Genomic DNA, 17,754 nt, shown 5'->3' with positions numbered 1-17,754 from the left:
TGAAGCATATTTTACACTTAGCGCGCAAATGGGATCATGAAAAAATAACTCAGCGTGGCTACAATACCCAGCCCAATGGACCAAGCTCCCGCCGTTTTCCGACCATTTACATAAGCATAGTAACCCAGAACAGCTGCCGCTGGTCCAAGTACGATGGACCACATGAACAAGGACGCAATACCGAAGGCCAGCCCCATATAACCTGCGACCTTGCCTGTTGACTCCATGACACGGTCTGCCTCATGCTTCTCAACTACAGGTTCTGAACGTTCGGTGCCTCCAGTTCTTACAACAGTTGGAGGAGCCACCTCAGCCCCGTACTCTTCCCGATGTACTTTCCTTGGATAATCCACACGCATACGCTGTTTTTCAACCTCACCCTTGTTTTCAGGGCGATCAATAGAACGAATGTTGTTATCGTCATTTTTCATTTGGAAGCACCTCCATTATGAATAGGGATGACTGCTCACTTGGGTCTGAACGTGTGACAGCATGTTGCAGAGGATGTACGTGCATGATCATGGTGGTCCGAGTCAAATGTCTCACCGGCAAATTCCTCATGCAGACGACGGGTAGCATGTTGGTCAATGTCAATCATGATGGCATCAGCCTGGCAGAAGTTGTTCTCTCCCCAAAAGTTGCAGTTGGAGACGCTGCATTTGACAATTGGTTTGTCTTGGCTCATTTTTTTATCACCTCGACTACTATTGTCTCCCCGCCACAAACCCGATATTCTCTGCTAAAATGCCAGATGATGACATGATCCCTCCCCGTTGATTTCTGACTGAAAACAGAAAAAAAACCGCCACAAGGGCGGTTTCGTCCAATATCTTATTAAAATTTAAACGTTAGTTAAGCGTGATTCCGTTGATTTTGCATGCGACGCTGAGTCAGGTAATCACTTTCGTAGTATGCCAGATCATCGCGCAATTCTTCGTACGTTTTGGAAACCTCAAGAATGACATCCCGCACTGCACGAATTGGCTTGTCGCGAAAACGAATGGCATCTTGTCCTGTGTAAGCGTATCTTCCGTCTTCAGAATAACATTCATTTTTGGGATAGAAAAAGCTGTTTACGCATTGGTGATACGTATTATAAAGAGCCTTTTCGGCAAAATCGACATCAAAGTTGGCACGACGCAGCACAACGCCAAGTTTTTCGTAAGAAACTTCAGAAAAAACGAGTAAATGACGGAGATCTGAAAGAAATCCTTTGTAGAAGACTGTTGATTCTTCCGTCTGATTCTGATCCAGTTCAGGCAAAGCATTCTCATTCAAAAATTTTTCAATCCGATCGATAGCCGGTTTTAACTTTTCCCTAGTTGACTCACATGTTTTCTGTACATTGGCTGCTGACATAAAGGTAGCTCCCCCTTAAATAAGTCCTTACATATAGGTCGGCCAACGGTGGTTTTCCCCTGACCTTTGAATTCTCAGCTATAATCCTACCATAAAAAGTTGACGAGCGGTATCCCTTAATCATGCTTTCCGTTTCTGCCATTGAACATGCCTATTATACGCAGTCAGACTCGAACTTGTTTGCATAAAACGTTCCACTTTTTCTAACGATAGATATAACCAGTGACAACGATGAAGCACTGTCAATGACTGTCCAAAAATGAACGAAGGAGGATCCATCCGCCATGGCCAGACCGAAATGGATTAACTGGGCCCTTGCAGCTGGTGCGGGAGCACTCGCCCTTACACTTTTGCTTCCAACATCAAATCGTACCGAGCCCAAACCTAGTGCCCTGTCCGATTCTGCTCATGAAGAGCACACGAGTAAACAGCGTCTGAAAGTGCAGGATGTCAAAGCAACCGATCTTCTGACCCGCATGGATGCTAAGCAACATCTCAGTATCATGTTGGAGAAAACCGCCACAATGAATGCCGCGCAGGTGAATCGATATGTGAATGATCTCCAAGGCTCACATGAACATATCAGATCCATTCATCTCATGAATATCAATGGCTCTTTTGACAAACCGTTAGACAAGGCTTCAACACTAGGAAGCAAGCTGGAACAACAGAAGCTTCAACATGCACTGAACCTTGCCAAAAAAGCGGTAAACAAACGTCAAAGTTTTGAATCTTCTTCTTTTCCTTTGGGAAAAGAAAAATATTTTGTTATGGGGCAACCCTCCAAAGATGGCAAACGAGCTGTAATTGCCTTGTTCAGCCAGAATGTATTAAATGCAGTTGAACAACATCAACGCAAAAATCTGCGTATGATCCCTTATCCGCGTGAGGGTAAATTCAAGATTGAGTCTGTTCACCCGGATACACTTAACGAAATCACAGTGAAAACCGGACATGATAACGCCAATGCCAGTCATTTTTACGAAAATGAAATCGTTATCCGATTTCGCCAGGATCCCAGTGAACGGGATATGCGTATCATTAAATCTGATCTAAGAATGCAATCTGCGCGCAAGCTGGGATACACGTATGTTTTTCGGTCAGAAGACATGAGTTACAAGCAATTGCATAGCTATTTCGAAAGCAAATGGAATCCACTTTATATGGAACCCCATTACATGTATTTAACCAATGATACCGTAACTGAACAAACCGATGTTACGATACCCAATGACATTTTGTTCTCCGATTATCAGTGGAACCTGCCTGCGATTGAGACAAACAGAGGTTGGAATATTACCAGGGGAAACAAAGATGTCATCGTTGCAGTCGTTGACACGGGGGTTGATATGAATCACCCTGACCTGAAGGGCAAACTCCTCGAAGGTTATAATGTGGTCGAGCCGGGAAGCAAACCGATGGATGATGTGGGACATGGCACACATGTCGCAGGCATTATCGGTGCTATTGTCAACAATAATGAAGGCGTAGCAGGCATGAGCTGGTATAACAAGGTACTACCGGTTAAAGTACTCGACAACTCGGGTTCAGGTACCACGTATGCCGTTGCCGAAGGTATCATCTGGGCAGCCGATCATGGAGCCAAAGTGATCAACATGAGTCTGGGCAATTATGCTGATGCGCAATTTCTTCATGATGCCGTTAAATATGCTTTTGATCGGGATATCGTCCTGATTGCAGCCACGGGAAATGATAATACAGAACGTCCAGGATACCCTGCTGCTTATCCGGAAGTATTTGCCGTATCAGCTACCGACCCGGATATGAGCAAAGCTTCCTACTCCAACTATGGGGATTATGTGGATGTGATGGCTCCGGGTTCGAGTATCGCCAGTACCTATCCAAACAATCAGTATGCGGCCTTGTCCGGAACGTCCATGGCTAGCCCCCATGTAGCCGCACTTGCAGGTTTGATTCGTTCGTTAAACCCTGATTTGACCAACACGGAAGTGATGGATTTGATGCGTCAAAGTGTTATTGACCTCGGTGATCCGGGTCACGATAAGTATTTTGGATATGGGCAAATCGATGTCTATAAGGCATTGCAAGCCGCATCAGGCAACAGCGCTCCTTTGCAGTTCTGGCCGCAACATGTCAGACAACAAATGGATAATACAATGAAGAAGTATACCCAGTAACCGTAATGACTCCACTCCGTAAAAATACAAAAGCAGCTGCGCCCCGGGGCGTACGCTGCTCTTTGGTTTATATCCAATTTCCCCGGGGCACCCGCTGCAATTAGCGCTTGCGTGAAGATGTGCGGGCTTTACTTGATTTTTTCACGGATTTTTTCTTCGCATTGTGACTGGATACATAGCAAGGGTCTTCTTCTTTGACAACAACCGGATACATGTGGTGATGAATCGGAACACAGTGATGTTTTTTGATCACTTCGATCGGGTGGATTACAGGCACGATTTGTGGGATGTAGTAATCCTCAACAACTTGGATCGGGTCACAGACAATCGGGCAAAGCGGTAGACAGTAATGGTTCATTTCAAAACCAACTCCCTTTCTGGTGATACTATAACCTATTGCAGCAGGTCGAAAGTGGATTGGATGTATGTCCATACTCCGAAAAATTATATGAGCGGTAGCCTGTCCGCCACTGCCCCACCTTGCCCAGGTGTCACACTAGCAATGACTCCGCACAGTACACGAAGACCTCCACACAAAAGCTCCACACTCGTAACCGTGAAGCAGATGCGCAGACTTGGTGTATCCGTCTCCCCTACATAACAGGCGGAACCCGGCAGGAAAGAGACCCCTGCAGCCAAGGACTGATGATGCAGCTCACGCATATCCAGGTTGCTCGGAAGTTGGAGCCACAGATTGAGTCCTCCCTCTGGCAAGCGCCATTGCATTCCCATAGGAGCATGCTCTTCCAGCACTTCAGATGCGGCACGCAAACGAGAATACAATTCATCCCTCAATCGGGATACATAGGCACCGTACTGATTCTGAATGAAAGATTGCAATGCCTTTTGTGTAAGCAACGGACTACCCAGATCTGCCGTTGACTTCGCAGCCACAAGCCGGGTCAGTACACTTCCATCAGCGATAGCACAGGCTATGCGGCAACCGGGAGAGAGCACCTTGCTGAAGCTTTTGATATATACGACATGGCCTGACCCATCCATCGATTTAATGGAAGCTGGCGGAGGGTCCCGAAAATAAAGATCTGCAAATGGATCATCCTCCAGGATGAGGCAGTGGTAGCTTTGCGCGAGATTCAGAAGCTGTGCCCGCCTTCTCGCACTCATCGTAATACCTGTTGGATTATGATAAGTCGGGATCGTATAGATGAGTTTGGGCGGATAGGTATCACATAATCGGGTCAACAGATCGATACGCATGCCTTCTTCATCCATCGGGACCGTAATGATCTTCGCACCTCTACTCGTAAATACATCAATGGCTCCGGTATAGCTTGGCGCCTCCATATATACAACATCCCCAGGTCCGATAAAGGTCCGGGCCACAAGATCAATCCCCTGCTGAGCACCACTTGTGATTAGCATGCGTTCAGGTACTACCTGTAGTCCACGTTCGGCAAAATGTTCGGCGAAGATCTGTCTGAGCTCCCGATCTCCCTGAAAAGATCCATACGCCGCCATACGCTCTGCATGGTCAGAGGAGAGCCGGTAGGCACTGTCAATAATCTCGCGTGTAGGCAGCAGTTCAGGCTGAATCGCTGACATATGTAGTTCATAGCGTACTTGAGGGGACGTATCGAAATGTCTCCAGAGCTGTGCTCGGGGTAAATAATCCACAAGTGCCATCTGCCAATTCCATGACGTACCGGATTCACTGTTAGCATGATTACGCTTGGCTCGATCCACATCCTCCATCGAATCCGTGTTTAAAGTACCTCTTACATAACAACCTTTCCCCTGAGAGCAGGTGATCAGTTGAATCGCTTCGAGTTCAGCATACGCTTTGGATACAGTGACCAGGCTAACGCCCAAATCCGTGGTCATTTTGCGAACAGAAGGAAGTCGGGTTCCGGGTTCAATGAGTCCTGATCTGATACGATCGGCAATCGTTAGTGCAATCTGCACGTACAATTTGGTACTGCTTCCCCGCTTTAATTCAATATGCATGGTTGCGCCCCCCAACTGTTATGATCTTCATTTTACTGTTATAGTGCAGTCCGTCTATTATAGTTTATAATATCAGTATAACAGTGAATAACAGGAGATGAGAATAACATGAGTATCCCATGGTCCAAAATGGCACAAAACACCCCGTCCTCTGTCGTTCGCGACATGCTCCAGGCCGCTCAGGCACCTGGAATGATCTCGCTAGCCGGTGGATTACCAGCCCAGACTTCTTTTCCGCTGGAAGCCATTCGTGTTGCGTATGAAAAAGTATTTATGAGCGGAGCAGCCGCTCTTCAATATGCAGAGACTGAGGGCTACCGTCCTCTTCGCGCTAAAATTGCCGAACGTCTCGAATCCAAGGGCATTCCCGCTTCACCTGATCATATGCTTCTCACTACGGGTTCACAGCAATCTATTGACTTGGTCTGCCGCATCCTTCTTGACCCGGGTGACCGCGTATTAGTTGAATCACCAACCTACCTCGCTGCTCTGCAAGTCATTCATTCCTATCAGGCTGAATCTCACGGCGTAGCCTGTGATGACCACGGCATGTTGCCGGAGTCTCTGGAGGAACAGCTCCAGTTGCATCGTCCAAAACTGGTCTATATTAACCCCACGTTCTCCAATCCTACGGGAAAAGTATGGTCTCGGGAAAGAAGACAGCAGGCTGTGGATCTGTGCCGCAAGTACGGCGTACTTATTTTGGAAGATGACCCCTATGGTGAAATCCGGTTCAATCCAGAGCAATTGGATGTCCCTGCTCTCGCAGAACTGGATGCCGTATCCTATGATGGCCCTTCCAATGTTATCTACACAAGTACATTCTCCAAGACGGTAGCACCAGGCCTTCGTACGGGCTGGATACTGGCTGCTCCCGATATCGTTAAAATGGCAGCACGCGCCAAACAAGGCGCCGACTTGCATTCCAGCAGCATTGACCAAAGAGCGCTTCATGCGCTGCTTGAATCTTTCGATCTGGATGCGCATATTCGTCATATTTCAAAGGATTATGAACAACGGATGAAAACACTGACCACTCTCATGGCAGCCAAGTTATGGGAAGGCATCTCATGGAATTCACCACAAGGTGGCATGTTCTTGTGGTTGCAACTACCAGAAGGCATGCTGGCAAGCAATCTATTCACTTACGGTATCCAGGAGAAAGTGTGCATTGTTCCGGGTGATTCCTTCTATGCAGGTACACCAGAGTTAAACCGCATGCGAATCAACTTTACTCATACAGACCCTGAGCTTCTTCCTGAAGCCGTGGAAAGAATGGATCGCGCCATCCAACGCTGGCACGCTTCGTTAACATCGGACAGTGTTGTTACACTGTAATGAACTGTCATAAACGTTGCCCTATATTTTGCGTATGACATTGATTAGGACGTGTCTGAAAACACCAGGCACGTCCAAAACTTGATATGAGCAACAAAAAAAAGCGGCAGGCCCGAGAATATCGGAACTGCCGCTTTTTTATAGTATAGAACCTGTCATCAACAGGAATTATGTTTATCCAGATATGCATGGGTCCTTCTGATCAGTCAGGTCATCGGTGAATCACACGAATTGTCCTCGACTGATAGGTGGACTACACTGTAATACTGTTGTTGCAGTTAGGAAAGCTTACCGTAAGCCGGGTTCTGTGCTCTTCGTGGTTCATACGGGAACTACCCTCCCACCAGAAGCGACAATCATCTATCTAGGCCATACATTGCTGCACAGCTCAAGCGACCAACCTAGACACACCTCGGGCTAAGGCTGCCTCCTCCGAAGAGGCGACTGTGTCCCATTAGGTCTTGCTCCAGATGGGGTTTACCAGGAACGAAGTCACCAGCGTTCCTCGGGGTCTCTTACACCTCGGTTCCATCCTTGCCTGTGCCGGAAAATCCGGCCATCGGCGGTCCATTTCTGTGGCACTATCCTTCAACTCGCGCTGACTGGACGTTATCCAGCATCCTGCCCTGTGGAGCCCGGACTTTCCTCTCGTGGCAACAAAGGCCACCAGCGATTGTCTGTCAAGCTTTCCGAACAACATTACATAGTATACAGGCATTTGGGTTCCCAGACAAGCTTAATATTACTGGGAATCACACAGCAACTGTCTTTTTAGATAAACTGGAATACCTCCGTATTGACCCCTGAAGCTGTAACTTGCGTATCATATCGTTTCTCTTCCAAACGGGAACGAAGCCAATCAGCCGTTTTTGGTTTCATAATCTTCTCGGAATTATGACCTGGGTCGATGATACACATGCCTGCCATTAACGCATCATGAGCCGTGTGATAATCAATATCTCCGGTCACAATAACATCCGCACCTTTGAAGCGGGCAGTGAGCGCGTAACGGCTGCCCGAACCGCCAAGAACCGCTGCTTTTTTGATCTGCTTGTTCAGATCTCCGACAACACGTACATGAGGCACATTGAATTGGGTCTTCACGACCTCCACAAGCTCACCTAATGTCTTAGGATCCCTAAGGGGTCCCAAGCGTCCCAGACCAAGCGTACGGCCCTTTAAATCCATTGCATAGAGATCGTAGGCCACTTCCTCATACGGATGAGCCTTAAGCATCGCCTGAACGACCTTACTTCTCAGACTTTGGGGTACGATGGTCTCAATCCGCATTTCTTCCACACGTTCCATCTGCCCTTTGGTTCCGATAAACGGCTCAGTCCCTTCACCAGGTACAAACGTTCCTGTACCTTCCGTGTTGAAGCTGCACTTGTTGTATTGGCCGATACTCCCCGCTCCGGCTTCAAGAACCGCTTGAAGTACCTGTTCATGATGCGTACGTGGGACAAATACAGCCAGCTTGTACAGATGATCTGTGTGTACATCTTCCAACGATTCTTTACTGTCGATGCCAATTGCCTCGGCCATCCAGTCATTCATACCACCCTCGGCCACATCCAGGTTCGTATGACTGATATAAACAGCAATATCATGCTTAATCAGCTTTTCATACAATTTACCCATAGGTGTATCTGTACTCAATGACTTAACTGGTCTGAAAATGATGGCGTGATGCGCGATAATCAGGTTGGCACCGATGCGAATCGCTTCATCCACCACTTCATTCGTTACATCCAATGCAACTAACACATGACTGATTTCTTTTTGCAAACTGCCGAGCTGTAGACCAATCCGGTCATCCGGTACAGCCAGATGTTTGGGAGCGAGCTGCTCCATCAGTTGAATTACAGTTTGACCTTTGGCAAACATGCCAAAACCTCCTTCAAGTTTGCGATAAGACGCTCTACCTCAGCCGCCTTGTCCCGAGAAGAATCCTGATCGGATTTGGAGATGGAGTTTACAACCCCTTGCAATTTGATGATCTCACTTTCCCATTTCGCAAAAAATACATTCGTTGGACGATCCACCAAATAGGGTCCCATCCGCAGCAGCAAATCTTCCGTCAATTCTGCCCCGCCTTGAAGCGGACGTGCACGATACACTTCTTCATTTGCAATCGGGCTTACGGATTGTGGCATCGCCGTTATAATCTCGTAGATCTTGCCATCTTCTTCGAGCAACTGTTCTGCTACAACCACCCAGTGATGCTCCAGCAACCAGCGTCTGAGAATATCCTCTCCCACATTCGGTTGTAAAATAAGTAACTGCACTCCATCCAGTTTGGATAAACCTCGGTCCAAAATGGAGGCAATGAGAGCACCACCCATACCTGCAATGGTGATGACATCCACTTCTCCCGCAGAGATCACATCCAATCCGTCTCCACGGCGTACCGTTATTTTTTCTTTCAGGCCAGCATCACTGACTTGTTTGCATGCAGCATCATAAGGGCCAGGATTAACTTCCCCGGCTACTGCACTCGCGGCTTTCCCACTGCGGATTGCGGCTACTGGCAGCAGCGCGTGGTCTGAACCGATATCAGCCATGCGGCTACCATCGGGAATTTGATCATGTATTCGCTGTAATCGATTCGAAAGTTTCATGAAGCACCTACACCATTCATTTAATTTATTGATTTGCATTGAACAAGGAAAAGCGATAAAATAAAATCCAATCAAACATTTCAAGGATGAATTTCCAAAACCAAGAAATCAAGACGTTCAAATTAAAAATAAAGGAGACCCCGCCGCCGCTAATGCGTCTTGCGGAAAGTCTCCCGTAGTTCGATTATTCGAGGAAATCCTTGAGTCGTTTACTACGACTCGGGTGACGCAATTTTCGAAGAGCCTTGGCTTCGATCTGACGGATACGCTCACGCGTAACACCAAACACCTTGCCGACTTCCTCCAGCGTTCTCGTCCGTCCATCGTCCAGACCAAAACGTAGACGAAGCACGTTCTCTTCACGTTCAGTCAGTGTATCCAACACATCTTCGAGCTGTTCTTTCAGCAACTCATACGCAGCAGCATCAGCCGGAGCAAGTGCTTCCTGATCCTCAATGAAGTCACCCAGATGGGAATCATCTTCCTCACCAATCGGTGTTTCCAGAGAAACCGGTTCCTGTGCAATCTTCGTAATTTCACGAACTTTCTCCACACTCAGATCCATCTCAGCAGCGATTTCTTCCGGTGTCGGTTCACGCCCAAGTTCCTGCAACAGCTGACGGGATACCCGGATCAGCTTATTAATCGTCTCCACCATATGCACAGGGATACGAATGGTACGCGCCTGGTCAGCAATAGCACGAGTGATCGCTTGACGGATCCACCAAGTGGCATACGTACTGAACTTATATCCTTTTTTGTGGTCGAACTTCTCAACCGCTTTGATCAGGCCCATATTACCTTCCTGGATCAAATCAAGGAATAACATTCCACGTCCAACGTAACGCTTGGCGATACTGACTACGAGACGCAGGTTCGCTTCAGCCAGACGACGTTTGGCTTCTTCATCCCCGTTCTCAATCCGTTTAGCCAGTTGTACTTCATCATCTGCCGACAACAATGGCACACGACCAATTTCCTTGAGATACATACGGACAGGATCATTGATTTTGATTCCTGGCGGCAAGCTCAGATCATCATCAAAGTGAAATTCGTCCTCTCCCTCTCTGGTGTTGTTTTCGGAATCTTCACTAGGACGAAGTGTAACCTCTTCATCGTTCTCATTCACTACATCAATACCCAGATCGCTCAGTTGCTCGTAGAACTCATCCATTTGCTCTGCATCCTGCTCAAAAGGAGAGAGTTTCTCTATAATTTCCTTGTAATTCAGCGAAGCTCTTTTCTTACCTGATTCAATCAATTGATCTTTAACCTGATCCAGTGTCAATTCTGTTTCTAGTTCAGTATGCTGATCATTCGCCATAACTCGACTCCCTCCTCCCTAGAAACATCTAATCATCAGACGTTCACTGTCTCTCTAGGGCAATCATTTCAATTGCGATCTGTGCCGCGCGTACAGAATCACCTGCCCGCTCTGCAGCAATCATTTCTTCTTTTTTCAAATCGTACTCTTTCTTACGTGGATACTTCAGCACTTCCCTGATGCAATCATCGAGCATTTGAATACTCCATTCACCTGGACCATCCATCATCGAGATTGAACTGACCGTTTTTTCCAAACGATCATCATGCAGTGAAGACATAAAACGACTTGTATCCGACGGTTTGCCTTGCGCATAGTAGGCATATAGATAAGCAGCAATAGCTGCATGATCATCCAAGTTAAAAGCTTCACCAAGATGCTCATTCACGTACTGGGCAGCCTCATCATCCTGTAACATCCAGGCAATCAGTTTGCGTTCAGCAGCGTGATAAGCCGGCAACAGATTAGGTGTAGGCACCTGCCTATTTTGTTGCCTACCATTATTCCACCTTTTCGGGTTATTATCCCCATACTGTAGGTTATTTTTCATCGCCTCCCGTTCTTCATTACACTCCTGCTTCAATGTTTCGAACGATACGTCCACTTCTGCAGCCAGTTCACGAAGATACACTTCCCTCTCTGTTGGAGAAGGCAAGGGGGCAATCAATTTTACTGCTTCTTTCGAATAGGCGATTTGTCCGCCACCCTCTAGCAGTATATGGCTTTTTTTTAAGTTTATAAGTTTAAATTTTGTAGTTGTCACGGCACCGTCCACAATCTGGTTTCGGAACCGTTCACCACCATGCTTCCGGATAAAATCATCCGGGTCAAGTCCCTCGGGTATGAGAGCCACTTTGACCTGCAATCCGGCTTCCTCAAGAATGGGGAAGTTTTTCAGTGCAGCAGCCTGTCCTGCTTTGTCGCCGTCATAACATATGATGACTTCGTCGCACATGCCTTTGAGCATCAGTGCCTGATTCTCGGTTAGCGCAGTACCCATTGCCGCTACACCATTCTGGATGTCCTGATCCCATGCGGAGATGACATCACCATATCCCTCGAACAAAATGGCTTGTCTTTGTTTGCGAATTGCATTTTTGGCCTGATGCAGATTATAGAGAACACGGCTTTTGTTAAATAACCGGGTTTCCGGTGAATTTAGATATTTCGGTTGCCCATCTCCCAATATGCGTCCTGCAAATGCAATTGGCTTACCGCTCCTGCCATTAATCGGGAACATGATCCGGTCTCGGAATCGGTCCACATATCCCTGAACTTCATTTCGCGGAGATAGAAGTCCACCCTTTTCCATTTCTTCGAGCGGGTAATTACGTTTTTCAAGAAATTGTACCAGTGTGTCCCAACGATTTGGTGCGAAACCAATCTGGAACTGGTCAATCAACTTGTCGCCAAAACCTCTGGAGCGTAAATATTCCATGGCTGACTTGCCGTGCTCTGTATTTTTCAACAAAAAATGATACAGCTTCGCGGTAAGCTCATAAGCCTCCAACAGACGTTCAGTCTCCGGATTCACATGAGCAGATTCACGCCCTTGCCAGTCCCCCATAGAGATGTGACTTTCTTCCGCCATCGTTTTGACAGCCTCGGGAAAGGATAACCCTTCGATTTCCATCCTGAATTTGATGGCATTTCCACCCGTGCCGCAACCGTAGCAGTAAAAAATTTGTTTCTCAGGTGTAACGGTGAACGAAGGCGTCTTCTCGGAATGAAAAGGACAGAGGCCTTTCATATACTTCCCCTGCTTGGTCAGATGCACAAATCGGCTCACCGTATCGACAATATCATTCTGCTGCAACACCGATTCAATAATACTTTCGGGTATACCGCCTTGTCCGGTACTCATCTCTGGCCACCTTCATCTCTTCAACACGTAAATATAATTCGATAAACTTACACATTCTCCTGCAAATCTTTTAAAAGTTTTGTCAGTTTATGTTGAAAAATTTCACGATCCTGCTCTGTGAAAGGCTTTGGGCCTTTCCCGTAGTGGCCTCTTTTTCGTGCTTTGGCCGCAGTATGACGAGAATCCAACATGAAATCAATGTCACGGTCGTTAAACTCACGACCACGAAAGGATAAAACATAACAACGTTTGCCGAGCGCAAGTGCCGCAAGTCCATAGTCCTGAGTGATAACCACATCATATGGCTTAATATGATTAGCAATATAGAGATCTGCGCTCTGATCACTGCGATCCACTTGCACGGTACGCACCCCTTCTCCCCCTTGAAGCAAATGATCAAATGAAGAGACTAACAGTACAGGGATGTTGAAAAGGCGAGCGGTTTGCGCAATCTCGGTTTTGACCGGGCAAGCATCACCATCCACAACAATATGACGTACATTCAACTCACTCAAACCCAGACCACCCGGTTTCATAAAATAGCTGCATATTGTAATATACGACCCCGGCCAGGCAAAATCCTTCTGCCACAACAAGGGAAATCAAAGGCTAAAATACGGAGCGGTTGTCAAAAATACATTTCACAACCCGTTCCGTATATTTATACCCTCATATATCCTTCTTTAATACTGAATTTTAGCTTTGCTCCAAGTCTGTGGAAAAGGACTCATGAAATACGCCCAATTACCAAACCAACTTGGAAAAATCAGCAAATCCTTTCAAGTCGCGATCAATAGCCGCAAGCAAGGCAAGTCGATTCGCACGAACAGCCTCATCTTCAGCCATAACCATGACCGAATCGAAGAATGAGGTAATCCCATCTTTCCAAGCAGATGCAATAGCCAGTGCCTCAGCAGCATCGTGCTGAGTCAACGCCTGACGATATTCTGCATTCGTTCTGCTCCATGCCTCGTGTAGCTGTCGCTCTCCATCTTCTGTGAACAGTTCTGGATGTACAGAAGCAGTGGATGCTTTGGCTGCCAGGTTACCCACACGGTTGAACGATTCAACCGTTGTTTTGAATGCGTCTCCCGTCAGAACAGCCGCCATCAACGCTTCACCTTTTGGAACTACAGCACTAATATCATCGAATCCGGAGGAGATTACTGCATCCACTACGTCGTAACGAACGGTTTCAGACAACAATTTTTTCACACGAAGACCAAAGAAGTCTTGCAAGTCTTTACGCACCTCTTCATCTGCACGTTTCAACAGGTTCATCTGTGCATGTACTTGAAGTGCTACTCCGAATACGTCTGACAATGTCAGCGGAAGCTTGTGATCCAGCAAAATCTGTACAATACCTGCAGCCTGACGGCGCAGTGCATACGGATCTTGAGATCCCGTTGGAATGATGTTAATGGAGAAACAACCCACGATTGTATCCATTTTGTCCGCAGCACTCACAATGGCACCGACAAGAGAAGCAGGGGATTGATCTCCAGCGAAACGTGGCTGATAGTGTTCAAATACCGCTTTGGCCACTTCTTCTTTTTCGCCGGATTTACGAGCGTAATCCTCACCCATCACACCTTGCAGTTCCGGGAATTCACCCACCATCAGTGTCACCAGATCGAATTTGCAGATATCTGCTGAGCGGCTGACCGACTCGGCAACATCAGCGGATACTTGCAGTTTAGCAGCAATTCCATCAGCAATTTTGCGAATACGGCGCACTTTATCTCCAACCGTTCCCAGCTCTTCCTGGAAGACGATACTTTCCAGCTTCGACAATGCATCCTTAATCTGTAACTTCTGGTCTTCCTCATAGAAGAACTTGGCATCAGACAGACGTGCACGCAGTACTTTCTCATTCCCTTTTGCAATAACATCCAGTGAATCACTTCCACCGTTACGTACTGTCACGAAGAATGGCAACAATTGTCCTTCATTGTCCAGTACAGGGAAATAACGCTGATGCTCACGCATGGAAGTAATCAATACTTCTTGTGGAATATTCAAGAATGAAGAATCGAATGTCCCGAACAATACGGTAGGTGTTTCCACCAGGAACAGGACTTCCTCTAACAAATCTTCCTTAATCGCAATATCCCATTTTTTCTCAGCAGCCAATGCTTGAATCTGGGATACAATCATCTGTTCACGTTCCTGAATATCTGCAATGACATGCTCTGAACGCAGCACTTCCACGTATGAAGACGGAGTGGAGATCACGGCCTCCTTACCGAGGAAACGATGTCCGCGAGTTACATTACCCGACTTCACACCTGTCACTTCCAGATCGATGACATCACTGCCCAGCATAGCCACAATCCAGCGGATTGGACGTACAAATTTGAAATCATAGGAAGCCCAACGCATGAATTTCGGGAACGTCATGGCATGCAATACAGAAAGCAATCCTTCGCCAATCACAGAAGCCGTCTCCACACCTTTACTGGACTTCATTGCATAGATATATTCGACACCGTTCAGTTCCTTGAATGTGAACTGGTCCGGTTCGACACCTTGACTGCGCGCGAAACCGAGTGCAGCCTTGCTCCAATTGCCACTGTCGTCCAGGGCAATTTTGCGTGAAGGACCTTTTACTTCTTCCTCTATATCTTCCTGCTTATCAGCCACATTCTGGATCAAAACAGCCAGTCGGCGAGGTGTAGCATACGCATTCACTTCACCATAAGCAATGCGGGATGCATCAAGCCATTTCACGACACGCTCTTGCAGCTGTGCGATCGCTGCGCGCATGAAACGTGCAGGCACTTCCTCCAGTCCGATTTCAAACAACAGATCCTTAGACATGCTCGGCTCCCCCTTTCTTGATCAGCGGGAAGCCTAGCTTCTCACGCTCTTCCATATATGTTGCAGCGACTTGGCGAGCCAAATTACGGACACGTGTGATGTAACCCGTACGTTCCGTTACACTGATGGCTCCACGTGCATCCAACAGGTTGAATGTGTGGGAACATTTCAACACATAGTCATATGCCGGGAACACCAGATGCTGTGCCATAGCCTTGTTTGCTTCTTCTTCATGCATGTTGAAGAGTGTAAACAGCATTTTGACATCAGATACTTCAAATGTATATTTAGAGTGTTCAAATTCTGGCTGACGGAATACATCACCATAAGTGATACCTTCCACCCACTCCAGATCAAACACATTCTCTTTATTCTGAATGTAAGAAGCCAAACGCTCCATACCATACGTAATTTCAACAGCTACCGGATTTGTCTCAATTCCACCAACCTGTTGGAAATACGTAAATTGAGTAATTTCCATTCCGTCCAACCATACTTCCCAACCAAGACCTGCACAACCAAGGGAAGGATTCTCCCAGTTATCTTCGACAAACCGAATATCATGTTTGAGCGGATCAATACCCAGGCGTTTCAGACTTTCCAAGTAAATTTCCTGAATATTGTCTGGAGAAGGCTTGATGATTACCTGGAACTGGTGATGCTGGTACAGCCGGTTAGGGTTCTCGCCATAACGTCCGTCCGAAGGACGACGGGAAGGCTCCACATAGGCCACTTTCCAAGGTTCGGGTCCAAGCGAACGCAAAAAGGTCATCGGGTTCATCGTACCTGCCCCTTTTTCCGTATCGTATGGCTGGACAATAATACAGTTATGCTCGGCCCAGAATTGTTGCAGCGTTAGAATCATCTGCTGAAAATTCATAATCATGCTCCTTTTCGATGGTTTGTTGGCAAGCTTAGAACGGTGCAGACAACAATAAATAGCCCCCGTCCTACGCCTGTTGTACAGACGTAGGGACGAGAGCTATTCCCGCGGTTCCACCCTACTTGGCTTGGATCAAACAAGATGATCCTGTTCGTTCCAGCCCACTTTTCCGTGTCCATTCATGCTCCCGAGTGCCGTTTCAAAGACCGATTCAGCCAGGCTTCCACCATCCCCGGCTCGCTCATCCATGATTGCAAGTGTCATACAACGACTTGTCTCCATAAATGCAATAAATCCAGACTTCTACTCTCTCGTTCAATGCATGTCTCATAAAGAGAAATTATATTTCATAATATATAAAATCTAGTATGAAGTCAAGATATAGTTTCACTCCCACAAAAACGCCTCAAATCCCGTACTTCTCCATCTGATCGAGGAAAGAACGGGATTTAAGATTCAGACCAAGCTGATGATCCATAAAAGCACGCATCAGCTTTTTGATCTCATCACGGGTAGATTCACTCACTGATATATTTCCCAAACGCTGCAGATCCAACTGTGCGAACAAACGTAACAATTTCAGAGCCTTTGGACTGACTGACATCGCTGGAGGATCAAAATGTTTGCATGCACGACACAGGACACCACCAAGTCTTGGACTTACAAACAACTGCTCATCCGGTCGCTCCTGATTGCAGGAGATGCACTCGTCAAACTGCGGACCATAACCGGCTGCCTGTAATATCTTCATTTCGTACAGACTTGTTATGACAATCGGATCTTTCTCCTCCTTCAACGCTTGCAAGCATGCCTTCAACTGCTTGAACCAAAAAGCACCTGTCTCTTCATCCTGAAGTACACGATCCAATAGTTCACACGCATAAGAAGCATAAGAGGCCTTGACCAGATCTTCACGCAACTCATGATAGGATTCAACAATTTCTCCAGCGTTCAGTGTGCCTAGACCTGTATTGCGAAAATATACATATTGACCATACGTAAACGGCTGCACCAGTGCAGCATGTCGGCTCTTGGGCTTTTTGGCACCGCGGACGAGTACCCCTACTTTCCCGCCGCTTTCGGTGCAAAGCGTAATGATTTTGTTCCCTTCGCCGTAGTCCATGCTGCGGATGACAATCCCTTCCACCCTGTATAGCATGCCTCGTCACCTAACCATTCCCGAATCAGCCAATTATCCTTCGGCTTCTTCATCTTCAATCACTTCCCTTGCATGATCCGACTCCTGTCCTAACGAGTTACACGCCTCGGTATATAACAAATAGGACTCTACATCCCCCGTCATCGCAAAAACCTTCCACGAAAAATCTCGCATCGGAATTTCATCCTCTCTTCGGAAATGACGTCTGCATCTACCAAATAGGATGGAGTCTTGCAAGGTAAACTATGTGTTGCAATTACTG

General features: G+C 46.9%; 17 protein-coding genes and 1 other RNA gene. 2 read left to right on the top strand and 16 right to left on the bottom strand.

Annotated features, from left to right (window positions below):
- Window positions 1-17: 17 nt before the first annotated feature.
- From MKY73_RS08000 to MKY73_RS07990, 3 genes are all read right to left on the bottom strand, one after another.
- A complete protein-coding gene (locus MKY73_RS08000; RefSeq protein WP_253439370.1) occupies window positions 18-431 on the bottom strand; it encodes a hypothetical protein in 414 nt (137 codons plus the stop codon).
- 35 nt (window positions 432-466) lie between these two features.
- Window positions 467-685 carry a DUF1540 domain-containing protein gene (locus MKY73_RS07995; RefSeq protein ID WP_339306725.1) on the bottom strand — a complete coding sequence of 73 codons (219 nt, stop codon included), beginning with the start codon at window positions 683-685 and terminating at the stop codon, window positions 467-469.
- A gap of 167 nt (window positions 686-852) precedes the next feature.
- Window positions 853-1,359 (bottom strand): YpuI family protein, encoded by a 507-nt coding sequence (locus MKY73_RS07990; RefSeq protein WP_091014020.1) that lies wholly within the window; start codon window positions 1,357-1,359, stop codon window positions 853-855.
- A gap of 284 nt (window positions 1,360-1,643) precedes the next feature.
- On the opposite strand from MKY73_RS07990, the gene MKY73_RS07985 reads away from it, so the two are divergent.
- Window positions 1,644-3,518 (top strand): S8 family peptidase, encoded by a 1,875-nt coding sequence (locus MKY73_RS07985; RefSeq protein WP_339306722.1) that lies wholly within the window; start codon window positions 1,644-1,646, stop codon window positions 3,516-3,518.
- Between the two features lie 100 nt (window positions 3,519-3,618).
- On the opposite strand, the gene MKY73_RS07980 is transcribed toward MKY73_RS07985, so the two are convergent.
- Complete coding sequence (locus tag MKY73_RS07980; protein WP_339306721.1) at window positions 3,619-3,876, bottom strand: hypothetical protein; 258 nt, start codon at window positions 3,874-3,876, stop codon at window positions 3,619-3,621.
- Window positions 3,877-3,962: 86 nt separating this feature from the next.
- A complete protein-coding gene (locus MKY73_RS07975; RefSeq protein ID WP_339306719.1) occupies window positions 3,963-5,483 on the bottom strand; it encodes a PLP-dependent aminotransferase family protein in 1,521 nt (506 codons plus the stop codon).
- A 108-nt stretch (window positions 5,484-5,591) separates the two neighbouring features.
- Between MKY73_RS07975 and MKY73_RS07970 the strand changes: the two genes are divergently transcribed.
- A complete protein-coding gene (locus MKY73_RS07970) occupies window positions 5,592-6,821 on the top strand; it encodes a PLP-dependent aminotransferase family protein (RefSeq protein ID WP_339306718.1) in 1,230 nt (409 codons plus the stop codon).
- 279 nt (window positions 6,822-7,100) lie between these two features.
- Here MKY73_RS07970 and rnpB read toward each other — a convergent pair.
- The 11 genes from rnpB to MKY73_RS07915 all read right to left on the bottom strand — a co-directional run bounded on the left by rnpB (window position 7,101) and on the right by MKY73_RS07915 (window position 17,666).
- Window positions 7,101-7,510, bottom strand: an RNA gene (rnpB, locus tag MKY73_RS07965) — RNase P RNA component class A.
- An 82-nt stretch (window positions 7,511-7,592) separates the two neighbouring features.
- A complete protein-coding gene (locus MKY73_RS07960) occupies window positions 7,593-8,708 on the bottom strand; it encodes a Nif3-like dinuclear metal center hexameric protein (protein WP_339306717.1) in 1,116 nt (371 codons plus the stop codon).
- On the bottom strand, window positions 8,684-9,442 hold the full coding sequence (locus MKY73_RS07955) for a class I SAM-dependent methyltransferase (RefSeq protein WP_339306715.1): 759 nt from the start codon (window positions 9,440-9,442) through the stop codon (window positions 8,684-8,686). The genes MKY73_RS07960 and MKY73_RS07955 overlap by 25 nt, the downstream gene beginning before the upstream one ends.
- A gap of 184 nt (window positions 9,443-9,626) precedes the next feature.
- Complete coding sequence (gene rpoD, locus MKY73_RS07950) at window positions 9,627-10,766, bottom strand: RNA polymerase sigma factor RpoD (protein WP_062835490.1); 1,140 nt, start codon at window positions 10,764-10,766, stop codon at window positions 9,627-9,629.
- Between the two features lie 43 nt (window positions 10,767-10,809).
- Window positions 10,810-12,630, bottom strand: coding sequence for a DNA primase (gene dnaG / locus MKY73_RS07945; protein ID WP_339306714.1), 1,821 nt, complete (start codon window positions 12,628-12,630; stop codon window positions 10,810-10,812).
- A 47-nt stretch (window positions 12,631-12,677) separates the two neighbouring features.
- Complete coding sequence (locus MKY73_RS07940) at window positions 12,678-13,166, bottom strand: DUF188 domain-containing protein (protein ID WP_339306713.1); 489 nt, start codon at window positions 13,164-13,166, stop codon at window positions 12,678-12,680.
- A 208-nt stretch (window positions 13,167-13,374) separates the two neighbouring features.
- Window positions 13,375-15,450 carry a glycine--tRNA ligase subunit beta gene (glyS, locus tag MKY73_RS07935; RefSeq protein ID WP_339306712.1) on the bottom strand — a complete coding sequence of 692 codons (2,076 nt, stop codon included), beginning with the start codon at window positions 15,448-15,450 and terminating at the stop codon, window positions 13,375-13,377.
- Entirely contained in the window at window positions 15,443-16,330 is an 888-nt protein-coding gene (gene glyQ, locus MKY73_RS07930; RefSeq protein ID WP_339306711.1) for a glycine--tRNA ligase subunit alpha, read from the bottom strand. The genes glyS and glyQ overlap by 8 nt, the downstream gene beginning before the upstream one ends.
- A gap of 135 nt (window positions 16,331-16,465) precedes the next feature.
- The gene (locus MKY73_RS07925) at window positions 16,466-16,597 is read right to left on the bottom strand and encodes a hypothetical protein (protein WP_339236014.1); all 132 of its coding nucleotides are present in this window, start codon (window positions 16,595-16,597) and stop codon (window positions 16,466-16,468) included.
- 142 nt (window positions 16,598-16,739) lie between these two features.
- Window positions 16,740-17,492 carry a DNA repair protein RecO gene (gene recO / locus MKY73_RS07920; protein ID WP_339236016.1) on the bottom strand — a complete coding sequence of 251 codons (753 nt, stop codon included), beginning with the start codon at window positions 17,490-17,492 and terminating at the stop codon, window positions 16,740-16,742.
- A 33-nt stretch (window positions 17,493-17,525) separates the two neighbouring features.
- Window positions 17,526-17,666: a YqzL family protein gene (locus tag MKY73_RS07915; protein ID WP_091013993.1), complete on the bottom strand. Its 141-nt coding sequence runs from the start codon at window positions 17,664-17,666 to the stop codon at window positions 17,526-17,528.
- Window positions 17,667-17,754: the final 88 nt, after the last annotated feature.

The sequence above is a fragment of the Paenibacillus sp. FSL R5-0519 genome, from assembly GCF_037974275.1.
Taxonomy (GTDB): Bacteria; Bacillota; Bacilli; order Paenibacillales; family Paenibacillaceae; genus Paenibacillus.
The sequence above is the reverse complement of the archived record's forward strand: the minus strand, read 5'-3'. Positions and strand labels throughout refer to the sequence as shown.

Excerpts from the sequence above, each read along its gene's own strand:
- MKY73_RS07960 (WP_339306717.1), bottom strand. The coding sequence starts at position 8,708 with ATGTTTGCCAAAGGTCAAACTGTAATTCAACTGATGGAGCAGCTCGCT.
- MKY73_RS07925 (WP_339236014.1), bottom strand. The coding sequence starts at position 16,597 with ATGACACTTGCAATCATGGATGAGCGAGCCGGGGATGGTGGAAGCCTG.
- dnaG (WP_339306714.1), bottom strand. The coding sequence starts at position 12,630 with ATGAGTACCGGACAAGGCGGTATACCCGAAAGTATTATTGAATCGGTG.
- glyQ (WP_339306711.1), bottom strand. The coding sequence starts at position 16,330 with ATGAATTTTCAGCAGATGATTCTAACGCTGCAACAATTCTGGGCCGAG.
- rpoD (WP_062835490.1), bottom strand. The coding sequence starts at position 10,766 with ATGGCGAATGATCAGCATACTGAACTAGAAACAGAATTGACACTGGAT.
- MKY73_RS07955 (WP_339306715.1), bottom strand. The coding sequence starts at position 9,442 with ATGAAACTTTCGAATCGATTACAGCGAATACATGATCAAATTCCCGAT.
- glyS (WP_339306712.1), bottom strand. The coding sequence starts at position 15,450 with ATGTCTAAGGATCTGTTGTTTGAAATCGGACTGGAGGAAGTGCCTGCA.
- MKY73_RS08000 (WP_253439370.1), bottom strand. The coding sequence starts at position 431 with ATGAAAAATGACGATAACAACATTCGTTCTATTGATCGCCCTGAAAAC.
- MKY73_RS07980 (WP_339306721.1), bottom strand. The coding sequence starts at position 3,876 with ATGAACCATTACTGTCTACCGCTTTGCCCGATTGTCTGTGACCCGATC.
- MKY73_RS07970 (WP_339306718.1), top strand. The coding sequence starts at position 5,592 with ATGAGTATCCCATGGTCCAAAATGGCACAAAACACCCCGTCCTCTGTC.
- recO (WP_339236016.1), bottom strand. The coding sequence starts at position 17,492 with ATGCTATACAGGGTGGAAGGGATTGTCATCCGCAGCATGGACTACGGC.
- MKY73_RS07990 (WP_091014020.1), bottom strand. The coding sequence starts at position 1,359 with ATGTCAGCAGCCAATGTACAGAAAACATGTGAGTCAACTAGGGAAAAG.
- MKY73_RS07995 (WP_339306725.1), bottom strand. The coding sequence starts at position 685 with ATGAGCCAAGACAAACCAATTGTCAAATGCAGCGTCTCCAACTGCAAC.
- MKY73_RS07985 (WP_339306722.1), top strand. The coding sequence starts at position 1,644 with ATGGCCAGACCGAAATGGATTAACTGGGCCCTTGCAGCTGGTGCGGGA.
- MKY73_RS07975 (WP_339306719.1), bottom strand. The coding sequence starts at position 5,483 with ATGCATATTGAATTAAAGCGGGGAAGCAGTACCAAATTGTACGTGCAG.
- MKY73_RS07915 (WP_091013993.1), bottom strand. The coding sequence starts at position 17,666 with ATGCGAGATTTTTCGTGGAAGGTTTTTGCGATGACGGGGGATGTAGAG.
- MKY73_RS07940 (WP_339306713.1), bottom strand. The coding sequence starts at position 13,166 with ATGAAACCGGGTGGTCTGGGTTTGAGTGAGTTGAATGTACGTCATATT.